Origin of the sequence: Gemmobacter sp., from assembly GCF_046292685.1 — a bacterium.
Classification (GTDB): domain Bacteria; phylum Pseudomonadota; class Alphaproteobacteria; order Rhodobacterales; family Rhodobacteraceae; genus Wagnerdoeblera.
In genome coordinates, this window is the sequence record NZ_JBKBQM010000031.1 from 11,935 (window position 1) to 30,080 (window position 18,146).

21 protein-coding genes and 1 other RNA gene are annotated in these 18,146 nt (G+C 69.7%); all 22 read left to right on the forward strand.

Annotated features, from left to right (window positions below):
• Nucleotides 1–122: 122 nt before the first annotated feature.
• The 22 genes from ACK4S2_RS09985 (at nucleotide 123) to rpmG (ending at nucleotide 18,128) form a co-directional block, all read left to right on the forward strand.
• Nucleotides 123–1,295 (forward strand): phage portal protein, encoded by a 1,173-nt coding sequence (locus ACK4S2_RS09985; RefSeq protein ID WP_409623616.1) that lies wholly within the window; start codon nucleotides 123–125, stop codon nucleotides 1,293–1,295.
• The gene (locus ACK4S2_RS09990; protein ID WP_409623617.1) at nucleotides 1,292–1,534 is read left to right on the forward strand and encodes a hypothetical protein; all 243 of its coding nucleotides are present in this window, start codon (nucleotides 1,292–1,294) and stop codon (nucleotides 1,532–1,534) included. The genes ACK4S2_RS09985 and ACK4S2_RS09990 overlap by 4 nt, the downstream gene beginning before the upstream one ends.
• Nucleotides 1,535–1,543: 9 nt before the next feature.
• On the forward strand, nucleotides 1,544–2,110 hold the full coding sequence (locus ACK4S2_RS09995; RefSeq protein WP_409623619.1) for an HK97 family phage prohead protease: 567 nt from the start codon (nucleotides 1,544–1,546) through the stop codon (nucleotides 2,108–2,110).
• A gap of 26 nt (nucleotides 2,111–2,136) precedes the next feature.
• Nucleotides 2,137–3,312, forward strand: a complete 1,176-nt coding sequence (locus ACK4S2_RS10000; RefSeq protein ID WP_409623621.1) for a phage major capsid protein — start codon at nucleotides 2,137–2,139, stop codon at nucleotides 3,310–3,312.
• Between the two features lie 141 nt (nucleotides 3,313–3,453).
• Entirely contained in the window at nucleotides 3,454–4,044 is a 591-nt protein-coding gene (locus tag ACK4S2_RS10005) for a hypothetical protein (RefSeq protein WP_409623623.1), read from the forward strand.
• Nucleotides 4,041–4,376 carry a head-tail adaptor protein gene (locus tag ACK4S2_RS10010; protein ID WP_409623625.1) on the forward strand — a complete coding sequence of 112 codons (336 nt, stop codon included), beginning with the start codon at nucleotides 4,041–4,043 and terminating at the stop codon, nucleotides 4,374–4,376. The genes ACK4S2_RS10005 and ACK4S2_RS10010 overlap by 4 nt, the downstream gene beginning before the upstream one ends.
• Nucleotides 4,373–4,771 (forward strand): DUF3168 domain-containing protein, encoded by a 399-nt coding sequence (locus ACK4S2_RS10015; RefSeq protein ID WP_409623627.1) that lies wholly within the window; start codon nucleotides 4,373–4,375, stop codon nucleotides 4,769–4,771. Before ACK4S2_RS10010 ends, ACK4S2_RS10015 begins: the two co-directional genes overlap by 4 nt.
• 79 nt (nucleotides 4,772–4,850) lie before the next feature.
• Nucleotides 4,851–5,264 (forward strand): phage major tail protein, TP901-1 family, encoded by a 414-nt coding sequence (locus ACK4S2_RS10020; protein WP_409623629.1) that lies wholly within the window; start codon nucleotides 4,851–4,853, stop codon nucleotides 5,262–5,264.
• Nucleotides 5,261–5,611, forward strand: a complete 351-nt coding sequence (locus ACK4S2_RS10025; RefSeq protein ID WP_409623631.1) for a gene transfer agent family protein — start codon at nucleotides 5,261–5,263, stop codon at nucleotides 5,609–5,611. Before ACK4S2_RS10020 ends, ACK4S2_RS10025 begins: the two co-directional genes overlap by 4 nt.
• The gene (locus ACK4S2_RS10030) at nucleotides 5,584–5,808 is read left to right on the forward strand and encodes a rcc01693 family protein (RefSeq protein WP_409623633.1); all 225 of its coding nucleotides are present in this window, start codon (nucleotides 5,584–5,586) and stop codon (nucleotides 5,806–5,808) included. Before ACK4S2_RS10025 ends, ACK4S2_RS10030 begins: the two co-directional genes overlap by 28 nt.
• A complete protein-coding gene (locus ACK4S2_RS10035) occupies nucleotides 5,795–6,448 on the forward strand; it encodes a phage tail tape measure protein (protein ID WP_409623635.1) in 654 nt (217 codons plus the stop codon). The genes ACK4S2_RS10030 and ACK4S2_RS10035 overlap by 14 nt, the downstream gene beginning before the upstream one ends.
• A gap of 1 nt (nucleotide 6,449) precedes the next feature.
• A complete protein-coding gene (locus tag ACK4S2_RS10040) occupies nucleotides 6,450–7,082 on the forward strand; it encodes a TIGR02217 family protein (RefSeq protein WP_409623637.1) in 633 nt (210 codons plus the stop codon).
• Nucleotides 7,079–7,957 carry a DUF2163 domain-containing protein gene (locus ACK4S2_RS10045; protein WP_409623639.1) on the forward strand — a complete coding sequence of 293 codons (879 nt, stop codon included), beginning with the start codon at nucleotides 7,079–7,081 and terminating at the stop codon, nucleotides 7,955–7,957. Before ACK4S2_RS10040 ends, ACK4S2_RS10045 begins: the two co-directional genes overlap by 4 nt.
• A complete protein-coding gene (locus ACK4S2_RS10050; protein ID WP_409623641.1) occupies nucleotides 7,935–8,375 on the forward strand; it encodes an NlpC/P60 family protein in 441 nt (146 codons plus the stop codon). Before ACK4S2_RS10045 ends, ACK4S2_RS10050 begins: the two co-directional genes overlap by 23 nt.
• A 74-nt stretch (nucleotides 8,376–8,449) precedes the next feature.
• The gene (locus tag ACK4S2_RS10055) at nucleotides 8,450–12,334 is read left to right on the forward strand and encodes a glycoside hydrolase/phage tail family protein (RefSeq protein WP_409623643.1); all 3,885 of its coding nucleotides are present in this window, start codon (nucleotides 8,450–8,452) and stop codon (nucleotides 12,332–12,334) included.
• Nucleotides 12,335–12,446: 112 nt separating this feature from the next.
• The gene (gene cysE, locus ACK4S2_RS10060; protein ID WP_409623645.1) at nucleotides 12,447–13,256 is read left to right on the forward strand and encodes a serine O-acetyltransferase; all 810 of its coding nucleotides are present in this window, start codon (nucleotides 12,447–12,449) and stop codon (nucleotides 13,254–13,256) included.
• A gap of 64 nt (nucleotides 13,257–13,320) precedes the next feature.
• Nucleotides 13,321–14,325 carry an ABC transporter permease gene (locus ACK4S2_RS10065; RefSeq protein ID WP_409623647.1) on the forward strand — a complete coding sequence of 335 codons (1,005 nt, stop codon included), beginning with the start codon at nucleotides 13,321–13,323 and terminating at the stop codon, nucleotides 14,323–14,325.
• Entirely contained in the window at nucleotides 14,318–15,115 is a 798-nt protein-coding gene (locus ACK4S2_RS10070; protein ID WP_409623649.1) for an ABC transporter permease, read from the forward strand. Before ACK4S2_RS10065 ends, ACK4S2_RS10070 begins: the two co-directional genes overlap by 8 nt.
• Nucleotides 15,112–16,593, forward strand: a complete 1,482-nt coding sequence (locus ACK4S2_RS10075; RefSeq protein ID WP_409623651.1) for an ABC transporter ATP-binding protein — start codon at nucleotides 15,112–15,114, stop codon at nucleotides 16,591–16,593. Before ACK4S2_RS10070 ends, ACK4S2_RS10075 begins: the two co-directional genes overlap by 4 nt.
• 44 nt (nucleotides 16,594–16,637) lie before the next feature.
• Nucleotides 16,638–17,055, forward strand: an RNA gene (rnpB, locus tag ACK4S2_RS10080) — RNase P RNA component class A.
• 133 nt (nucleotides 17,056–17,188) lie between these two features.
• Entirely contained in the window at nucleotides 17,189–17,839 is a 651-nt protein-coding gene (locus ACK4S2_RS10085; RefSeq protein ID WP_409623653.1) for a DUF533 domain-containing protein, read from the forward strand.
• Nucleotides 17,840–17,960: 121 nt separating this feature from the next.
• Nucleotides 17,961–18,128: a 50S ribosomal protein L33 gene (gene rpmG / locus ACK4S2_RS10090; protein ID WP_409623655.1), complete on the forward strand. Its 168-nt coding sequence runs from the start codon at nucleotides 17,961–17,963 to the stop codon at nucleotides 18,126–18,128.
• Nucleotides 18,129–18,146: the final 18 nt, after the last annotated feature.

Consider the following 18,146-nt stretch of genomic DNA (forward strand, 5'->3'; position numbering starts at 1 on the left):
TTTCGGGCCCGGGGCAAGGCGTCGGCGCCCCCGGACGGGGTTTTCTGGAACAGGTGAAGCAGCGGAAGTCCGGTGCCGTTTCGGCGGCGCCCTGGCTGCGCATGAATCGAGGAGCGGCGGAGATGTTCGGATTTCGCAAGGCAGCGGCGCCGGTGGTGCCCGAGGCCAAGGCCAGCGCCACGGGGCCGGTGATCGCCTTTCAGGGCAGCGGTCGCGTGGCCTGGAGCCCGCGCGACGTGGTATCGCTGACGCGCAACGGGTTTCTGGCCAACCCGGTGGCGTTTCGCGCGGTGAAGCTGATCGCGGAAAGTGCCGCGGCCTTGCCGCTGGTGGTGCAGGATGCCGAGCGGCGCTATGACGTGCATCCGGTGCTGGAACTGATGCGGCGGCCGAACCCGGTGCAGGGCAAGGCCGATTTCCTGGAAGCGGTCTATGGCCAGTTGCTGCTGTCGGGCAACGCCTATGTCGAGGCGGTGCCGGGGGCCGAGGGCGCGCCGGCCGAGCTGCATGTCTTGCGGTCGGACCGCATGAGCCTTGTGCCGGGGCCCGACGGCTGGCCGGTGGCTTACGACTATACCGTGGGCGCGCGGCGCCACCGTTTCGACATGACGGCGGGTGCGGCGCCGATCTGCCACATCCGCGCCTTTCATCCGCAGGACGACCATTACGGCTTTTCGCCGATGCAGGCGGCGGCGGTGGCGCTGGATGTGCATTCCAGCGCGTCGAAGTGGTCGAAGGCCTTGCTGGACAATGCCGCGCGCCCTTCGGGGGCCATCGTCTACAAGGGAGCCGACGGGCAGGGCAGCCTGGCCGCCGACCAGTATGACCGCCTGGTGAACGAGATCGAGACGCATCACATGGGCGCGCGCAACGCGGGCCGTCCGATGCTGCTGGAAGGCGGCCTCGACTGGAAGCCGATGGGCTTCAGCCCCAGCGACATGGAGTTTCACCAGACCAAGGAGGCGGCGGCGCGGGAAATCGCCGTGGCCTTCGGCGTGCCGCCGATGTTGCTGGGGGTGCCGGGGGACGCGACCTATGCCAACTATCAGGAGGCGAACCGCGCCTTCTTTCGTCTGACGGTGCTGCCGTTGGCGGCCAAGGTGACGGCGGCGCTGGCGCACTGGCTTTCGGGTTTCGGCGGCGGCGCGGTGGAATTGAAGCCCGACCTGGACCAGGTGCCCGCGCTGGCGGCGGAACGCGACGCGCAATGGGCGCGGGTGGCCTCTGCCGATTTCCTGACGCTGGCCGAAAAGCGCAGCCTGCTGGGGCTGCCGCCGCTGCCGGAGGGGGCATGAGCACGCGCAAACCGGGGGGCTCGCGGTTTCTGTACGACAGTTTCGACGCCGCTGCCGCGCGGATCGAGGCCAACGAGCGGGTGGCCGAAGAACGCTGGGTCGCGCTGGAACGTCGGCTGGGCCAGATCGACGATGCGCTGGAGCGACTGGAGCGGCGCATCTGGCTGGGGGTTTACGGGGTGGCCGCGTTCCTGCTGGCGCAGGGCGCAGAGGCCATCCTGAAGGCGGCTCTGAAATGAGGAGGCAGCATGGGTTGGGATGACGGAGGGCTTGCGGAAAGCCTGGAACGCAAGTTCCACAGGCCGGAAGCCGGGTTGGCGGTGGCCGGGGACAGCCGGATCTCGGGCTATGCCTCGTTGTTCGGGGCAACCGACCAGGGCGGCGATGTGGTGCTGCCCGGCGCCTACGGGGCGAGCCTTGCCGCGCTGAAGGCGCGGGGTGGCGCGGTCAAGATGCTGTGGCAGCACGACCCGGCGCAGCCCATCGGCGTGTGGGACGAGGTGCGCGAGGACGACCGCGGCCTGTGGGTTTCGGGCCGGTTGCTGCCCGAGGTGGCCAAGGGCCGCGAGGCGGCGGCGCTGATCGCGGCGGGCGCGGTGGACGGATTGTCCATCGGCTATCGCACGAAGCGTGCCAGCAAGGATGCCGAAGGCCGGCGCCTGCTGGCCGAGGTGGAGTTGTGGGAAGTGTCGCTGGTGACCTTTCCCATGCTGATGCAGGCGCGGGTGGCGGCCAAGGCCGACACGGGCGCGGGCCTGCTGGAGGTGCTGACGCGGGCGTTTGCCGACGCCCGGCGGGAGCTGGCGGCCCGCTGAGGCCATTTTCGCGAAAGGAGAAGGAAATGACCGAGCACATGTCTCGGGCCGGAGAAGGCTTGTCCGGCGAGGCGGCCCGCGGGATCGCGGGTTTCCTGAACGAGTTCAACGGCTTTCAGGCCGAAGTGAAGAAGCGTCTGCAACAAACGGAAGAACGTGTGATGATCCTGGATCGCAAGACCCTGTCGGGCCGCCCGGCCCTGTCGATGGCCGCCGAAGTCGAAGTGCCGCACCGCAAGGCGTTCGACGCCTATCTGCGGGTGGGCGACGATGACGGCCTGCGGGGGCTGGTGCTGGAAGGCAAGGGCCTGAACACCGCCGTCAATGCCGAAGGCGGCTATCTGGTGGACCCGCAGACCGCCGACAGCATCCGCGCGGTGCTGCGCAACACCAGCTCGCTGCGAATGGTGGCGAATGTGGTGCAGGTGGAGGCCACCTCGTTCGACGTGCTGGTGGACCGCGGCGATGTCGGCCACGGTTGGGGCACCGAGACCGGATCGGTGACCGAGACCGGCACCGCGCAGATCGAGCGGATCAGCATTCCGCTGCACGAGCTGAACGCCATGCCCAAGGCCAGCCAGCGCCTGCTGGACGACGCGGCCTTCGACATCGAAGGCTGGCTGGCGGGGCGCATCGCCGACAAGTTCGCGCGGGCCGAGGCGGCGGCCTTTGTCTCGGGCGACGGGGTGAACAAGCCGACCGGGTTCCTCGACCACGACAAGGTGCCCGATGCAACCTGGGCCTGGGGCAGCCTGGGCTATGTGGCCACCGGCGTTTCGGGCGACTTCGACGGTTCCAACCCGGCGGATGCCATCGTGGACCTGGTCTACGCGCTGGACGCGAGCTATCGCGCCAACGGCACCTTCGTGATGAACTCGAAAACCGCCGGCGCCGTGCGCAAGATGAAGGATGCCGACGGCCGTTTCCTGTGGTCGGACGGCATGGCGGCGGGCGAACCGGCGCGGCTGATGGGCTACCCGGTGCTGATCGCCGAGGACATGCCCGACATCGGGCCGGGGGCCTATGCCATCGCCTTCGGCGATTTCCGGGCCGGCTACACCATTGCCGAACGCCCGGACCTGCGGGTGCTGCGTGACCCGTTCAGCGCCAAGCCGCATGTGCTGTTCTATGCCACCAAGCGCGTGGGCGGCGACGTGAGCGACTTTGCGGCCATCAAGCTGCTGCGGTTCGCCGTGTCGTAAGCGGAGTCCCTGCGGGCCGGGGGCGACCCCGGCCCTGTCGGGGACAGGGCGCGCATCCATGAAACGGTGCTGTCTAGCATGTCCCTCCGCCCGAGCGGCGCCGGGGTGCGCGCCCGATGCGGAGCAACGAGGAGAGCGGGAATGAGGCTGACGGAACAGGCGGCCGTGCCGGACGCGAGCTTGCCGGTGCAGGCGCTGAAGGATCATCTGCGGTTGGGCAGCGGGTTTGCCGACGACGGCATGCAGGACGCGCTGATCCGCGGTTACCTGCGGGCGGCGATGGCCGCGGTGGAGGCCAGGATCGGCAAGGCACTGATCGCGCGGCGGTTTTCGCTGGTGCTGACCCGCTGGCGCGACACTGCGGCCCAGGCGCTGCCCTTGGCGCCGGTTGCGGCGGTGGTGTCGGTTACGCTGGTGGATGGCAACGAGGCGGCAGCGCCCTTGCCGCCGGCCCGATGGCGGCTGGAGCCCGACACCCACCGCCCGCGGCTGGTGGCGCGTGGGCCGGGCTTTCCCGAGGTGCCGACCGGCGGGCGGGCCGAGGTGGTGTTCGATGCCGGCTTCGGCACCTGGGACGAGGTGCCGCCCGACCTGCGGCAGGCGGTTCTGCTGCTGGCGGCGCAGTATCACGAATTGCGCCACGAAGGCGGCGTGGCCGCGATGCCCTTTGGCGTGATGGCGCTGATCGAGCGCTGGCGCACGGTTCGGGTGCTTGGGGGGGGCGGGGCATGACGCCGAGGCTGAACCGGGCGCTGGTGCTGGAGGCGCGCAGCGAAAGCCCCGATGGCGCCGGCGGCCTGGTGGTGGGCTGGGTCGCGCTGGGCACGCTTTGGGCGGCGGTGCTGCCGGGCGCCGGGCGCGAAGGCGGCGACGAAGGGGTGACCACGGGCGAGGTTCCCTGCCGCATCGTCGTGCGCGGCGCGCCGGTCGGGGCGCCCTCGCGGCCCGTGGCGGGGCAGCGTTTCCGCGAGGGGGGGCGGCTGTTCCGCATTCTGGCGGTGACCGAGGCCGACCCGGCGGCGCGGTATCTGACCTGCTTTGCCCGCGAGGAGGTGGCAGCATGAGCTACGCAGCTGCGGCCGCCTTGCAGGCGGCCCTTCACGAACGCCTGACGCAGGCTCCGGCGCTGGCCGGGGTTCCGGTGCTGGATGCGGTGCCGGGCGGGCAGGCGCCCGCGACCTATGTGCTGATCGGCCCCGAGGAGGTGCGCGACGCTTCGGACAAGAGCGGTCCGGGCGCCGAGCATCGGCTTGTCGTCAGCGTGGTCAGCCGGGCGGCTGGCTTTGCCGCGGCCAAGGGGATTGCCGTTGCGGTGACCGACGTGCTGTCGGGCCCGGTGCCGGCGCTGGCCCGGGGGCGGCTGGCGGGCCTGTGGTTCGTCCAGGCCGAGGCACGGCGGCTGGACAATGGCGCGACCCGGCGGGTGGATCTGACGTTCCGCGCCAGGGTCGAGCTTTGACATTCTGATTTTCTGAGGTTTCCGGCGGTCGGCGGCACAGCCCGGCGATGGCCTCATGGCGCGAAGGCGGAGAGAGACGATGGCAGTGCAGAACGGCAAGGACCTGTTGCTGAAGGTCGACCTTTCGGATGACGGGCAGTTCGAGACGGTGGCGGGCCTTCGGGCCACGCGCATCAGCTTCAATGCCGAGACGGTCGATGTGACCAGTCTGGAATCCACCGGCGGCTGGCGCGAGCTGCTGTCGGGGGCAGGGGTGAAAAGCGCCAGCATCTCGGGGTCTGGCGTGTTCCGCGATGCGGCGACCGATGCGCGGACGCGGCAGATCTTTTTCGATGGCGAGACGCCGGCCTTTCAGGTGGTGATCCCGGATTTCGGCATCGTGGAAGGGCCGTTCCAGATTACCAGCATCGAATATGCCGGCAATCACAACGGCGAGGCGACCTACAGCCTCAGCCTGGCCTCGGCCGGCGCGCTGGAGTTCGTGGCGCTGTGACGGGCAATCCCTGGGCAGGCGAGGTGGTCGTGCGGCTGGATGGCCAGGACCACGTGGCCAAGCTGACGCTGGGCGCGCTGGCCGAGATGGAGGCAGCGCTGTCCGCAGGCAGCCTGATCGAGGTGGTGGAGCGGTTCGAGACCGGCCGCTTTACGGCGCGCGACGTGATTGCGGTGCTGGTGGCGGGCTTGCGCGGCGGCGGCTGGCGCGGCGGGGCCGCTGATCTGGCCCGGGCCGAGATCGGCGGCGGGCCGGTCGGGGCGGCGCGTTGTGCGGCACAGCTGCTGGCGCGGGCCTTTGCCTTGCCCGAGGAGGCAGGATGCGGCGGATCGACTGGGCCGGGTTGATGCGGGCGGGCCTCGGGCCACCGTCGGCGGGGGGGCTGGGGCTGACGCCGGCGGCGTTCTGGGCGCTGCGTCCGGTGGAGTTGCGGATCATGCTGGGGTTGGGCGCCGAAAGCGCCCCGGTCGGGCGCGCCCGGCTGGAGGCGCTGATGGCGGCCTTCCCCGATCGCAGGACAGGAGGCGGGGATGGCGGAGCTTGACGAAGTGGCGGGGCAGCTGGCGGCGCTGGAGGCAACCCTTGGCAACAGCGCGGGGCTGGTCGCGGCATTCGACGGCGAGTTGCGGCGGATGTCGGACAGTCTGGCCTTGACCGGGCGCGAGGTGAACAGCCTTTCGGCCGGGATCGGCGGCGGCTTGCGGCGTGCCTTCGACGGGCTGGTGTTCGACGGCATGAAACTGTCCGACGCGCTGCGGGTGATAGCGAAGTCGATGGTGGACGGTGTCTACAACATGGCGATGCGGCCGGTGCAGAACGCGGTCGGCGGCGCCATTGCCGGGGGCATCGGGTCGTTGTTTCAGGGGTTGATGCCCTTTGCCGATGGCGGCGCCTTTGCGCAGGGGCGGGTGATGCCCTTTGCCGGCGGCGGCGTGGTGACAGCGCCGACGATGTTTCCCATGCGCGGCGGCACCGGGCTGATGGGCGAGGCCGGACCCGAGGCGATCATGCCGCTGGCGCGCGGCGCGGACGGGCGGCTGGGCGTGATGGCGGCGGGCGGCGGGCGCCCGGTCAACGTGGTGATGAACATTTCCACGCCGGACGTCGAAGGTTTCCGCCGATCACAAAGCCAGATTGCCGCGCAGATGAACCGGGCGCTGGCGCGCGGGCAAAGGAACGGGTGACATGGCATTCCATGAGGTGAGGTTTCCGGCCAACCTGAGCTTCGGTTCGGTCGGCGGGCCCGAGCGGCGCACCGAGATCGTGACGCTGGCCAGCGGGTTCGAAGAACGCAACAGCCCCTGGGCGCATTCGCGCCGGCGTTACGATGCCGGGCTGGGGTTGCGGTCGCTGGACGATGTGGCAGCACTGGTGGCCTTTTTCGAGGCGCGCAGCGGCCAGTTGCACGGCTTTCGCTGGAAGGACTGGGCCGACTTCAAATCCTGCGCCCCCAAGGCGGTGCCTTCCGACCGGGACCAGCTGCTGGGCCTTGGCGATGGGCGCGCGCGGGTGTTCGGGTTGCGCAAGGCCTACGAGAGCGGTGACCAGCTGTATTGGCGCCCGATCGTGAAGCCGGTGGCGGGAACGGTTCGGGTCAGCATTGCCGGGCGGTCGATGGTGGAAAGCGAGGCCTGGTCGCTGGACCCGGCAACGGGACGGGTCACCTTTGCCGACCCGGTGCCCGAGGGCGCCGAGGTACGGGCCGGGTTCGAGTTCGATGTGCCGGTGCGTTTCGATACCGACCGGATCGCGGTTTCGGTGGCCAGTTTCCAGGCCGGCGACGTGCCGGTGGTTCCGGTGGTGGAGGTGCGGCTGTGACGGCGTTGCTGGACCATCTGGGCACCGGCGCCACCACCGTGGCGCGCTGCTGGCGGGTGACGCGCAAGGATGGCGTGGTGCTGGGTTTTACCGACCATGACCGCGATCTGGTGTTCGACGGCACGCTGTTCCGCGCCGGTTCCGGGTTGAGCGCGCGGGCGGTCAGCCAGACGACGGGGCTTGCGGTGGACAATACCGAAGCCGCCGGCGCGCTGTCGGATGCAGCGATTTCCGAGGCCGACCTGCGGGCCGGGCGGTTCGACGGTGCCGCGGTGGAGGCCTGGCTGGTCAACTGGGCCGAGCCGAGCCAGCGGCTGATGCAGTTTCGCGGCTCGATGGGCGAGGTGGCCCAGGCCGGCGGCGCGTTTCAGGCAGAGCTTCGCGGCCTGACGGAAATGCTGAACCAGCCGCAGGGCCGGGTTTACCAGCGGGCCTGTTCCGCCTTGCTGGGAGATGCCCGCTGCGGGGTGGACCTGACCTTGCCCGGCTATGTCGAGGCAAGGCCGGTGGAAACGGTCGACGACGGCCGGATCTTTCGCTGGGCCGATTTCCTGGGCTTTGACGACCGCTGGTTCGAACGCGGCCGGCTGGTGGTGGAAAGCGGGGCGGCGGCCGGGCTGGTTGCGGTGGTGAAGAACGACCGGCTGAGCGGGCGCGCGCGCGAGGTGGAGTTGTGGGAGGCGTTGCGGGCGCCGGTGCGCCCGGGCGACGTCGTCCGGCTGGAGGCGGGGTGCGACAAGCGGGCGGAAACCTGCCGGTTGAAGTTTGCCAACTTTCTGAACTTTCGCGGTTTTCCGCATCTGCCCGGCGAGGATTGGCTGGCCGCGGTGCCCAAGGCGGAAGGGGCCAACGATGGCGGCAGTCTTGGGCGCTGACGTGGTGGCCGAGGCGCGCGCCTGGATCGGGACGCCTTACGTGCATCAGGCCAGTTGCAAGGGCGCGGGCGCCGACTGTCTGGGGCTGTTGCGCGGGGTATGGCGGGCGGTGCGCGGGGCAGAGCCCTGTGCGGTGCCGGCCTATACCCCCGATTGGGCCGAGCCCGCGCGCGACGAGGTCTTGCTGGCTGCGGCGCACGCCTGGCTGGTGCCGAAGGCGGCCGAGGATGCGGCGCCCGGCGATGTGCTGGTGTTCCGCATGCGCGAAGGTCACGTGGCCAAGCATCTGGGCATTCAGACGCAAACCGGCGCATGTCCCAGCTTCGTGCATGCCTATTCCGGCCACGCGGTGGTGGAAAGCCCGTTGTCGGCACCTTGGCAGCGGCGCATTGCCGGGCGCTTTGCCTGGCCGGAGTGAATTCGGCCCGGCGGATATCTGAGGAATGCCAAGGGGGCGGACGCCCCCCGGGATGGCGATGACGGAGGAACGGCATGGCGACGATTTTGCTGTCGGCGGCGGGGGCCGCGCTTGGGTCGGGCGTGGGCGGCACGGTGCTGGGCCTGTCGGGCGCGGTGATCGGGCGGGCGGTGGGGGCGACGCTGGGCCGGGCCATCGACGCGCGCCTGATGGGGCGGGGGTCGCAGCCGGTCGAGGTTGGCCGGGTCGACCGCTTTCGCCTGATGGGGGCCGGCGAAGGCCAGCCGGTGGCGCGGGCCTGGGGCAGGGTGCGGCTGGGTGGGCATGTGATCTGGGCATCGCGCTTTCTGGAGGAAGCGACGGCCAGGCGAGGCGGCAAGGGGGTGAGCCGGCCGAAGACGGTGGACTACAGCTATTCGGTTTCGCTGGCGGTGGCCTTGTGCGAAGGCGAGATCCTGCGGGTGGGCCGGGTATGGGCGGATGGCCAGGAGATTTCGGCCGACAGTCTGGACATGCGGGTTTACACCGGGTCCGAGCACCAGTTGCCCGACCCCCGGATCGAGGCCGTGGAAGGGGCGGGCATGGCGCCGGCCTATCGCGGCATCGCCTATGTGGTGATCGAGGATCTGGAGCTTGGCCGGTTCGGCAACAGGGTGCCGCAGTTTTCCTTCGAGGTGGTGCGCCCGGCGCAGGGTGGCGGTCTGGGTGCTGCGGTGCAGGCGGTGGCCTTGATGCCGGGGACCGGGGAATATGCGCTGTCGACCACGCCGGTGCATTACAGCTACGGGCCGGGGCAGGCGCGCACCGCCAACATGAACAGCCCGGCAGGCAAGGCCGATTTTCCAGCCTCGCTGGAGCAGTTGACCGGCGAGGTGCCGGGGTGCGGTGCGGTTTCGCTGATCGTCAGCTGGTTCGGCGACGACCTGCGTTGCGGGGTTTGCAAGGTGCGCCCCAAGGTCGAGCAGGTGCAGTTCGATGGCGTGGGTCAGCCCTGGCGCGCCGGCGGCATCGCCCGGGCTGCTGCCGAGGTGGTGGCGCAGGAAGGTGGGCGCCCGGTCTATGGCGGCACGCCCGGGGACGCTGGCGTGCGCGAGGCGATTGCCGCACTGAAGGCCGCCGGGCAGGCCGTGATGTTCTATCCCTTCGTGCTGATGGAACAGATGGCCGGCAACGGGCGCCCCGACCCCTGGTCGGACGCGGCCGACCAACCCGTTCTGCCCTGGCGCGGCAGGATCACGCTGTCGGTGGCGCCTGGTCGTGCAGGCAGCCCGGACCGCAGCGCGGCGGCGGATGCCGAGGTGTCGGCGTTCTTCGGGGCGGCGCAGCCTTCGCATTTTGCTGTCGTGAACGGCGACGTGGTCTATTCCGGCCCGGCCGAGGACTGGGGTTACCGGCGGTTCATCCTGCACTATGCGCATCTTTGCGCGCAGGCCGGCGGTGTGGAGGCGTTTTGCGTCGGCTCCGAGCTGAGAGGGTTGACGCAGATCCGCGGCGCGGGCGACAGTTTCCCCGCTGTGGCTGCGTTGCGGCAACTGGCGGCCGAGGTGAAGGGCATTCTTGGGGCCGGGTGCAAGGTCAGCTATGCCGCCGACTGGTCGGAGTATTTCGGCTACGTCAGCCCCGAAGGCGACAGATATTTCCACCTCGATCCGTTCTGGGCGGACGACAATGTCGATTTCGTCGGGATCGACAATTACCTGCCCTTGTCGGACTGGCGCGAGGGCGACCGTCATGCCGATGCGGCCTGGGGCAGCATCTACAACCTCGCGTATCTGGAGGCGAATGTCGCTGGCGGCGAATACTACGACTGGTACTATGCCAGCCCCGAAGGCGAGGCGGCGCAGATCCGCACGCCGATCACCGACGAGGCCTATGGCGAGCCCTGGGTCTGGCGGGCCAAGGATTTGCGCGGCTGGTGGGAAAACGCGCATCACGACCGCATCGGCGGTATCCGGGCGGCCGTGCCTTCGCCTTGGGTGCCGCGGTCGAAGCCGTTCTGGTTTACCGAGCTCGGTTGCGCAGCCATCGACAAGGGCACCAACCAGCCCAATCTGTTCCTTGACGCGAAGTCGTCGGAATCGAAGCTGCCCCGGGCTTCGACCGGGCGGCGCGACGACGTGATCCAGATGCAATACCTGCGCGCGATGGCCGGGTATTGGGGCAAGGACGCGAACAACCCCGGATCGTCTGTCTACGGCGGGCCGATGGTGGACATGAGCCGGGCCTTTGTCTGGGCCTGGGATGCGCGGCCTTTTCCGCAGTTTCCGGGCAATGCCGGGCTTTGGTCGGACGCCGGCAACTATGGCCGCGGGCACTGGTTGACCGGCAGGACGACAGGGCAGCCGCTGGCCGCGGTGGTGGCCGAGGTCTGCGCGGCCGCCGGTGTCGATGCGGTCGATGTTTCGGGGCTGTTCGGGGTGGTGCGCGGCTATGCCCCACCCGATGGCGCCACCGCGCGGGCAGCCTTGCAACCGTTGATGCTGGCTTATGGCTTCGAGGCGGTCGAACGCGACGGGGTGTTGAGGTTCCGCATGCGCGACGGGCGCGCGGCTGTGGCGCTGGAACGCAGCGAACTGGCGCTGCATCCCGAGGCCGGCGGCGACCTGGAGGTGACGCGGGCACCCGAGGCAGAGGTGGCGGGTCGGGTTCGCCTGAGTTTTGTCGAGGCGGAGGCCGATTTCGAAAGCCGGACCGAAGAAGCGGCCTTTCCCGACGATGCGTATCGCGGCGTTTCGCAATCGGAGCTGGCCCTGGTGCTGACGCGCGCGGAGGGGCGAGCCATTGCGGAACGCTGGCTTGCCGAGGCGCGGGTGGCACGCGATGGCGCGCGGCTGGCGCTGCCGCCGTCGCGCCTGCGGCTGGGGGCAGGGGATGTGCTGGACCTGGGCGACGCGGGCCTTTTCCGCATCGACCGGGCGGAGTCTGCCGGCGCGAGCCTGATCGAGGCGGTGCGGGTGGAACCTGCGGTTTACGTGCCTTCGGATGCGGCCGAGGAACGGGCGATCCCCAAGGCCTTCGTTCCGGCGGTGCCGGTTTATCCGCTGTTTCTGGATCTGCCGCTGCTGACAGGGCAGGAAGACCCGGTTGCACCGCATCTGGCGGTGTCGGCGGTGCCCTGGCCGGGGGCGGTGGCGGTGTGGGACGCCGACCAGGATGCGGGCTACGAGGTGAACCGGCTGATCGCGGCGCCGTCTGCCATCGGCATTCTGCAAGGGCCGCTGCGCCGCGCGCGGCCGGGGGTCTGGGATCGTGGTGCGCCGGTGCGGGTGAAGATGATCCGCGGGCAACTGGCCTCGGCCAGCCCCTTGCAGGTTCTGAACGGGGCAAATGTCGCCGCCATCGGCGACGGCAGCGCCGACCGCTGGGAAATCCTTCAGTTCGCCCAGGCGGTCGCGGTCGGACCCGGCGAGTGGGATCTGTCCGTCCGCTTGCGCGGGCAGGCCGGTTCCGATGCCGTGATGCCGGACGCATGGCCCGAAGGATCGGTCTTTGTCCTCCTCGACCGGACGGTCGAACAGATTGCGCTGGCGCCGTCGAAGCGGGGGCTGGCCCGGCATTACCGCGTCGGTGTCGCCGCGCGCGGGCTGGACGATCCTGCGGTGGTGCACCGGGTCGAGGCGTTTGCGGGAATCGGGTTGCGGCCTTTGTCGCCGGTTCACCTGCGGCACCGTGTGGTCGCCGGGGAAGATCGGTTCGACTGGGTCAGGCGAACGCGCATCGACGGGGACAACTGGGTGTCGGAGGAGGTTCCTCTCGGCGAGGAGACCGAGCGCTACCGGGTGCGGGTCTGGCAAGGCGAGACGCTACGCCGTGAGGTGACCGTGGGCGAAGCCGGCTGGACATACAGCACCGCCGCGCGGCTGGCCGATGGCATCCTCGGGGCCTGGCGCGTGGAGGTGGCGCAGGTGTCCGACCGATACGGGGCCGGCGCATGGCGCCGCCTCGATCTGCCGGGTTAGCACGCGCAGCAGGGAATGCAGCGCGCATGGCCTCTTGCCGGCGGCAGACGCCACTGGCAGTGGGCATCCGGCAGGCTATCTGTTATTATGGTGACCTGCGAAGGAGAATGGCATGCCCGATACCCTTGTGCGCGTCGCAACGGTCGATCCGGTCTGGGACAGGATTCGCCGCGAATGCGAAGATGCCGTGCGGCAGGAACCCCTGCTGGGCGGCCTTATCCACGGCAGCATCCTGCATCATACGACCCTGGAGCGGGCGCTGGCCTATCGTTTCTCGCTCAAGCTTGCCTCGGGCGAGATGAGCGAGCAGATCCTGCGCGAGATTGCCGACTCGGCGCACGAAGCGGACGAGTTCCTGGGGCAGGCGGCGCGTGCCGACCTTATGGCCGTGCTGGACCGCGACCCCGCCTGTCACCGGCTGTTGCAGCCGATCCTGTTCTTCAAGGGGTTTCAGGCGGTGCAGGCCTATCGCATCGCGCATTGGCTGTGGCGGCGGGGCCGGACCGATCTGGCCTATTTCGTGCAGATGCGGGTTTCCGAAGTGTTCGGGGTGGACATTCACCCGGCGGCACGCATCGGGAAGGGTCTGATGATCGACCATGCGCATTCCATCGTCATCGGCGAAACGGCGGTGGTGGGCGACAATGTTTCCATGCTGCATTCGGTGACGCTTGGCGGCACCGGCAAGGAGGATGGCGATCGTCACCCCAAGATCGGCGATGGCGTGCTGATCGGGGCCGGGGCCAAGGTGCTTGGCAACATCCGGGTCGGCCACTGCTCGCGCATCGCGGCGGGGTCGGTGGTGCTGAGCGAAGTTCCGCCCTGCACCACCGTGGCCGGTGTTCCGGCACGTGTGGTGGGCGAGGCAGGATGTGCGCAACCGTCGGTCACGATGGAGCATCGGTTGGACGACCGCTCCTGACGCAGCTTGCAACCCTTGGCGCCATGCGGCATCAGTCCGGCATGGTGGCAGGCGGAGATCGGAGATGCGCGCAGCAGGCCGGGCGCTCGCGGTGCTTGTCGGGGTGATCGTGCTGGCCTTCGTGCTGACCCGCATACTGCCGGGGGACCGCGCGGCGGTGCTGGGTGCCGTGCCGGGCATGACCCCCGGTGACCTTGCCGACCTGCGGGTATCGGAGGGCCTGGATCGCAGCATTCCGGGCCAGTTCCTCGACTATGTGACGGCACTGGCACATGGCGATCTGGGTGTTTCGGTGGTGACCGGCCGTCCGGTCGCCGAAGATATTGCCCTGCGCTTGCCCGCGTCCCTCGAATTGGCATTTGCGGGGTTTGTGCCGGCGCTGCTGCTGGCTGTGGGGCTGGGCCTTGCCGCGGTGCAGCAACCCGGCGGCCATGTTGATCGCCTCGCACGCGGGATTGCCGCCCTGGGGGCGGCGATGCCGGTGTTCGTGACCGGGCTTTTGCTTGTGCAGGTTTTCTACGTCTGGGTCGGGGTCGCGCCGGAGCCGTCGGGTCGTCTTGATCCGTGGATGACCGCACCCGAGGCCCGCACGGGAATGATGGTTCCCGACGCAGTGCTGGCAGGCGACTGGCAAGCGGTTTCCTCGGCCTTGGCGCATCTGGCCTTGCCCGCCGCGACGATGGCCATCTTTGCGATGGCGCCGTTGCTTCGGGTCTTTCGCGCCGCGATGCTGTCGGCCCTGGCATCGCCCGGGGTCGAGGGGGCCCGGCTGGCCGGCGTGGCCAGGCGCAGGCTTGTTGCACGTTATGCCATGCCCGAGGCCCTGGCGGCGCTGTTGCCGGTGGCCGCGTTGACCTTCGGCTACATGTTGGGGGCCAATGTGCTGGTGGAAAAGGTCTTTGCCTGGCCCGGGGTCGGTCGCTATGCGTTGGAGGGGCTGATGGCGTTGGACCACGCCCCGGTGCAAGGCGTGATGCTGGTTCTGGCGCTGATCCATGCGGCCGCGGCGCTGTTGGCAGAGATCCTCGCCCGCACGCTCGATCCGCGGCTGGGGGCTGCGAGTGGCTAGCCGGGTGCCGTTTCTGCTGGCGGGCCTGTTGGTGGCGGTGGCGGTGTTCGGGCCGCTGCTGCCCTTGGCCGACCCGATGGCGACGAATGTTGCCGCGGCCTTGCGCCCACCGGGGCTGGCGCACCCGTTCGGAACCGATCACCTGGGCCGTGACCAGTTGGCACGGGTGATGATGGCGGCGCGGCTGGACCTGGGGCTGGCGGCGGCGGCCGTCGCGTTGGCGGCGGTTTGCGGCACGGTGGTCGGGGCGCTGGCGGGCTGGTTCGGCGGCTGGACCGATCATGTCAGCGGTTGGGTCGGCGATCTGTTGCTTGCCATGCCGATCTACCTTCTGGCGATGGTGCTGGTCGGGGCGCTGGGCAACGGGTTGGCGATCGTGGTGCTGGCCACGGCGGTGGTGAACCTGCCCTTTTTCCTGCGGCTGGTCCGTGGCGGTGTTGCACGGTACAGGCGGGCGCTCTGGGTCGATGCGGCCCGGATGAGCGGCCAGCGCGACCGCGATATCCTGTTCCGTCACGTCCTGCCGCGCGTGTTTCCGCTGGTGGTGGTGCAGGCCACGACCAATCTTGGCTGGGCGATGCTGAACGCCGCGGGGCTGTCGTTCATCGGGGTCGGCGTGCGCCCGCCCAGCCCGGAATGGGGCGTGATGATCGCCGAAGGCATGCGGTTCCTGATGGGCGGCCACTGGTGGCTCGTGGTGTTTCCGGGCGCAGCACTTGCGGTTTCGGTTCTGGTCTTTCACCTGGCCGGCGATGCCTGGCGCGACCTGTTGGCGCGCGAGGCAGCATGACGCTGCTGTCCATCAGAGATCTGAGCGTCGCGCTGCCCGGCGGCGGACCAAATGTCCTGCAGGGGCTGAACCTCGATCTGGACCCGGCCGCGATCGTGGCGGTCATCGGCGAAAGCGGGGCGGGCAAGACGATGCTGCTGCGCAGCATCTGCGGCGCTCTGCCCGAAGGCGCCCGACGGTCCGGTTCGGTTCTGCTGCGGTCCGGGGCCCGTGTCGTGCCGGTCTTGCAGGCGCCGATGGCAGGCCTGTCGCCGGTGCGCCGTATCGGGGCGCAGATTGCCGATGCCGCCGCGCGCGATGCCCGGGATCCCGGCGAGCTTCTGGAAATCCTGGGCTTGCCGCGCGATCTGGTTGCGCGCTACCCGCAAGAGCTTTCGGGCGGCATGCAGGTTCGTGCGGCGCTGGCACGCGCGCTGGCTTCCGGGGCCGAACTGATCCTGGCCGACGAGCCGACGGCCGCCCTCGATGGCCCGACGGCGTCGTCCGTGCTGGAAACGCTGGGCGCGTTGCGCGCGGCAGGGCGCTCGGTGGTGATTGTGACGCACGATCCGGCGCTGGCCGCGAAAGTCAGCGACCGGATCGCGGTTCTGCGGTCGGGGCGCCTTGTCGAAACTGGCCCGGCCGCGCAGGTCGTGGCGGCCCCCGTGCACCCCTATACGCGCGCGATCATGCTGGCCTTGCCGGCTCGGGCCGGCCGGCTGGACGCATTGCCGGGGGCGCCGGCCACGCGCTTGCCGGCAAGGGCGCCTGCGGCCGATCCCGTTCTTGCGTTGCAAGGGGTCGGCCTCGTCCGGCCGAAAGGCCCCGGATTGGCCGGCATCGACCTGAACCTGCATTCCGGCGAGGTGCTGGCCCTGTGCGGTGCCTCCGGTTCGGGCAAGACCACCCTCGCCCGGATCGCGGCGCGTCTCGACCAGCCGGGCAGCGGAAGCATCGTGCTGGATGGGCAGGACATCGGCACCATCCCGCCGGCGCGCTTTTCGCGCGACCCGCGCCGATCCCGTGTGCAGATGGTGTTCCAGGACCCGGCCGACAGCTTTCTGCCGTGGCAGAGCGTACGACAGTCGATCTGCGATCCGGTCGCGCCCGATCCAGGTGCCTTGGCCGAGGCGTGCCGCGGCGCCGGGCTGGACCCTGCCTTGCTGGACCGCAAGCCGCGCGCCCTGTCGCAAGGGCAGCTGGCGCGGGCAGCGCTGGTGCGGGCCACGGTCGGCCATCCTCAGGTGCTGGTGCTGGACGAGCCGACCGCGGCGCTCGACGCGCCGCTGCAGGCGGGCGTGCTGCATTACCTAGATGCCTTGCGCCGCGCCGGCATGGCCTTGCTGCTGGTCACCCACGACCTGCACGTGGCGCGTCTGCTGGCCGACCGCCTGATCGTCCTGGACGCCGGGCGGATCGTCGAGGCCGGGCCGGTGGCGCACCTGCTGGCCCAGCCCGCCCACCCCGCAACGCAGGCACTTGTCGCCGCGATGACCTGAACCGGCGTTGACCTTGCCGGCCGGCCGGGCTATGCCCCCCGGGCGCGGAAGGCTGGATGACCGCGTGCGCCTGCCGGTCCCTTGCGGACATCGGGGCGTGCGAGGAAAGTCCGGACTCCATGAAGCAAGGGTGCCGGGTAACGCCCGGCGGGGGCAACCCCAGGGAAAGCGCCACAGAGAACGAGACCGCCCTGCATGCAGGGCAAGGGTGAAACGGTGGGGTAAGAGCCCACCGCGGACTTGGCGACAAGGACGGCACGGCAAGCCCCACCCGGAGCAATGCCGAATAGGGGCCTCGCGCGGGGCAGGTCCGCAAGGATACCGCCGCAGGGATGCTTCAGCCCGAGAGGCCCGGGTTGGCAGCTTGATCCCGCCGGTAACGGCGGGGCCAGAGGAATGGTCATCCAGCCCCGGATCACGGTCCGGGGGGGACAGAATCCGGCTTACAGGCCTTCCGCGCATCGCTTGCAATTCCCATATGGCTGAGGCAGGTCGATGGGACGCGGGCGGATGTTTTCCCGCTGCTTTGGCATCGACATGCGCTATTGTCGGTCACAGGCCGGGGTTGGGCCCGGCGCAGTCAGGGAATCGCACCATGAGTTTCGTTCGCACGCTGGCCACGCTGGCCGTCGGCTTTGCCGCCGCCAAGGGGTTCGACAAGTACAAGCAGATGGGCGGCATGCCGGGCGTGCAGGACGCGCTGAAGAAGAACCCCCAGACGGCCGGGATCGCCTCTCAGCTGGAGGCGATGATGGGCAAGTTCGGCGGGGCAGGGGCGGCCGCCGGGGCCGGTGGCCTGCTGGGCACCCTGGGCAGCATGGGGGCGGCCGCCAGCGCCAGCGTGACCGGCATGATCGACCAGATGACCGGCACCACCGCCGCCACCGATGCCGCCGAGGCGAACGCCCGCCTGATGATCCGCGCCATGATCCAGGCGGCGCGTGCCGACGGCCAGATCACCGATGCCGAACGCGCCGTCATCATGCAGCATCTGGGCGAGTCCACCCCGGCCGAGCGCGCCTTCGTCGAGGCCGAGATGCTGGCCCCGGTGGACCCCGTGGCCCTGGCCCGCGACACGGCCGAGGCCATGCGCGCCCAGGTCTACGGCGCGGCCGTGATGACCATGCAAGGCGACACCCCGGCCGAGGCGCAGTTTCTGGCCACGCTGGCGCAGGCGATGGCGCTGGATGCGGCCACGGTTGCGGGCATCCATGCCAGCCTCGGCAAACCTGCCCCGCAGGCCTGACGCCGCGCAACTTGCCGCTTGACTCCGCCGCAGCCGCAAGGCAAAGGCGGGGCTCAGATTTTGCGGACCGCGCCCTGGCGGCGATCGACCGCTGCCCCCGACCGCGCAGGAGAAGACGACCATGGCGAAACCGACCACCATCAAGATCCGGCTGAACTCGACCGCCGGAACCGGGCACTTCTACGTGACCAAGAAGAACGCCCGCACCATGACCGAAAAGTTCACGGTCAAGAAATACGACCCCGTCGTGCGGCAGCACGTCGAATACAAGGAAGGCAAGATCAAGTAAGGCAACTGCCTGAACGAT

Coding starts and splice junctions, on each gene's coding strand:
- ACK4S2_RS09985 (WP_409623616.1), top strand. CDS start 123: ATGTTCGGATTTCGCAAGGCAGCGGCGCCGGTGGTGCCCGAGGCCAAG.
- ACK4S2_RS09990 (WP_409623617.1), top strand. CDS start 1,292: ATGAGCACGCGCAAACCGGGGGGCTCGCGGTTTCTGTACGACAGTTTC.
- ACK4S2_RS09995 (WP_409623619.1), top strand. CDS start 1,544: ATGGGTTGGGATGACGGAGGGCTTGCGGAAAGCCTGGAACGCAAGTTC.
- ACK4S2_RS10000 (WP_409623621.1), top strand. CDS start 2,137: ATGACCGAGCACATGTCTCGGGCCGGAGAAGGCTTGTCCGGCGAGGCG.
- ACK4S2_RS10005 (WP_409623623.1), top strand. CDS start 3,454: ATGAGGCTGACGGAACAGGCGGCCGTGCCGGACGCGAGCTTGCCGGTG.
- ACK4S2_RS10010 (WP_409623625.1), top strand. CDS start 4,041: ATGACGCCGAGGCTGAACCGGGCGCTGGTGCTGGAGGCGCGCAGCGAA.
- ACK4S2_RS10015 (WP_409623627.1), top strand. CDS start 4,373: ATGAGCTACGCAGCTGCGGCCGCCTTGCAGGCGGCCCTTCACGAACGC.
- ACK4S2_RS10020 (WP_409623629.1), top strand. CDS start 4,851: ATGGCAGTGCAGAACGGCAAGGACCTGTTGCTGAAGGTCGACCTTTCG.
- ACK4S2_RS10030 (WP_409623633.1), top strand. CDS start 5,584: ATGCGGCGGATCGACTGGGCCGGGTTGATGCGGGCGGGCCTCGGGCCA.
- ACK4S2_RS10035 (WP_409623635.1), top strand. CDS start 5,795: ATGGCGGAGCTTGACGAAGTGGCGGGGCAGCTGGCGGCGCTGGAGGCA.
- ACK4S2_RS10040 (WP_409623637.1), top strand. CDS start 6,450: ATGGCATTCCATGAGGTGAGGTTTCCGGCCAACCTGAGCTTCGGTTCG.
- ACK4S2_RS10050 (WP_409623641.1), top strand. CDS start 7,935: ATGGCGGCAGTCTTGGGCGCTGACGTGGTGGCCGAGGCGCGCGCCTGG.
- ACK4S2_RS10055 (WP_409623643.1), top strand. CDS start 8,450: ATGGCGACGATTTTGCTGTCGGCGGCGGGGGCCGCGCTTGGGTCGGGC.
- cysE (WP_409623645.1), top strand. CDS start 12,447: ATGCCCGATACCCTTGTGCGCGTCGCAACGGTCGATCCGGTCTGGGAC.
- ACK4S2_RS10065 (WP_409623647.1), top strand. CDS start 13,321: ATGCGCGCAGCAGGCCGGGCGCTCGCGGTGCTTGTCGGGGTGATCGTG.
- ACK4S2_RS10075 (WP_409623651.1), top strand. CDS start 15,112: ATGACGCTGCTGTCCATCAGAGATCTGAGCGTCGCGCTGCCCGGCGGC.
- ACK4S2_RS10085 (WP_409623653.1), top strand. CDS start 17,189: ATGAGTTTCGTTCGCACGCTGGCCACGCTGGCCGTCGGCTTTGCCGCC.
- rpmG (WP_409623655.1), top strand. CDS start 17,961: ATGGCGAAACCGACCACCATCAAGATCCGGCTGAACTCGACCGCCGGA.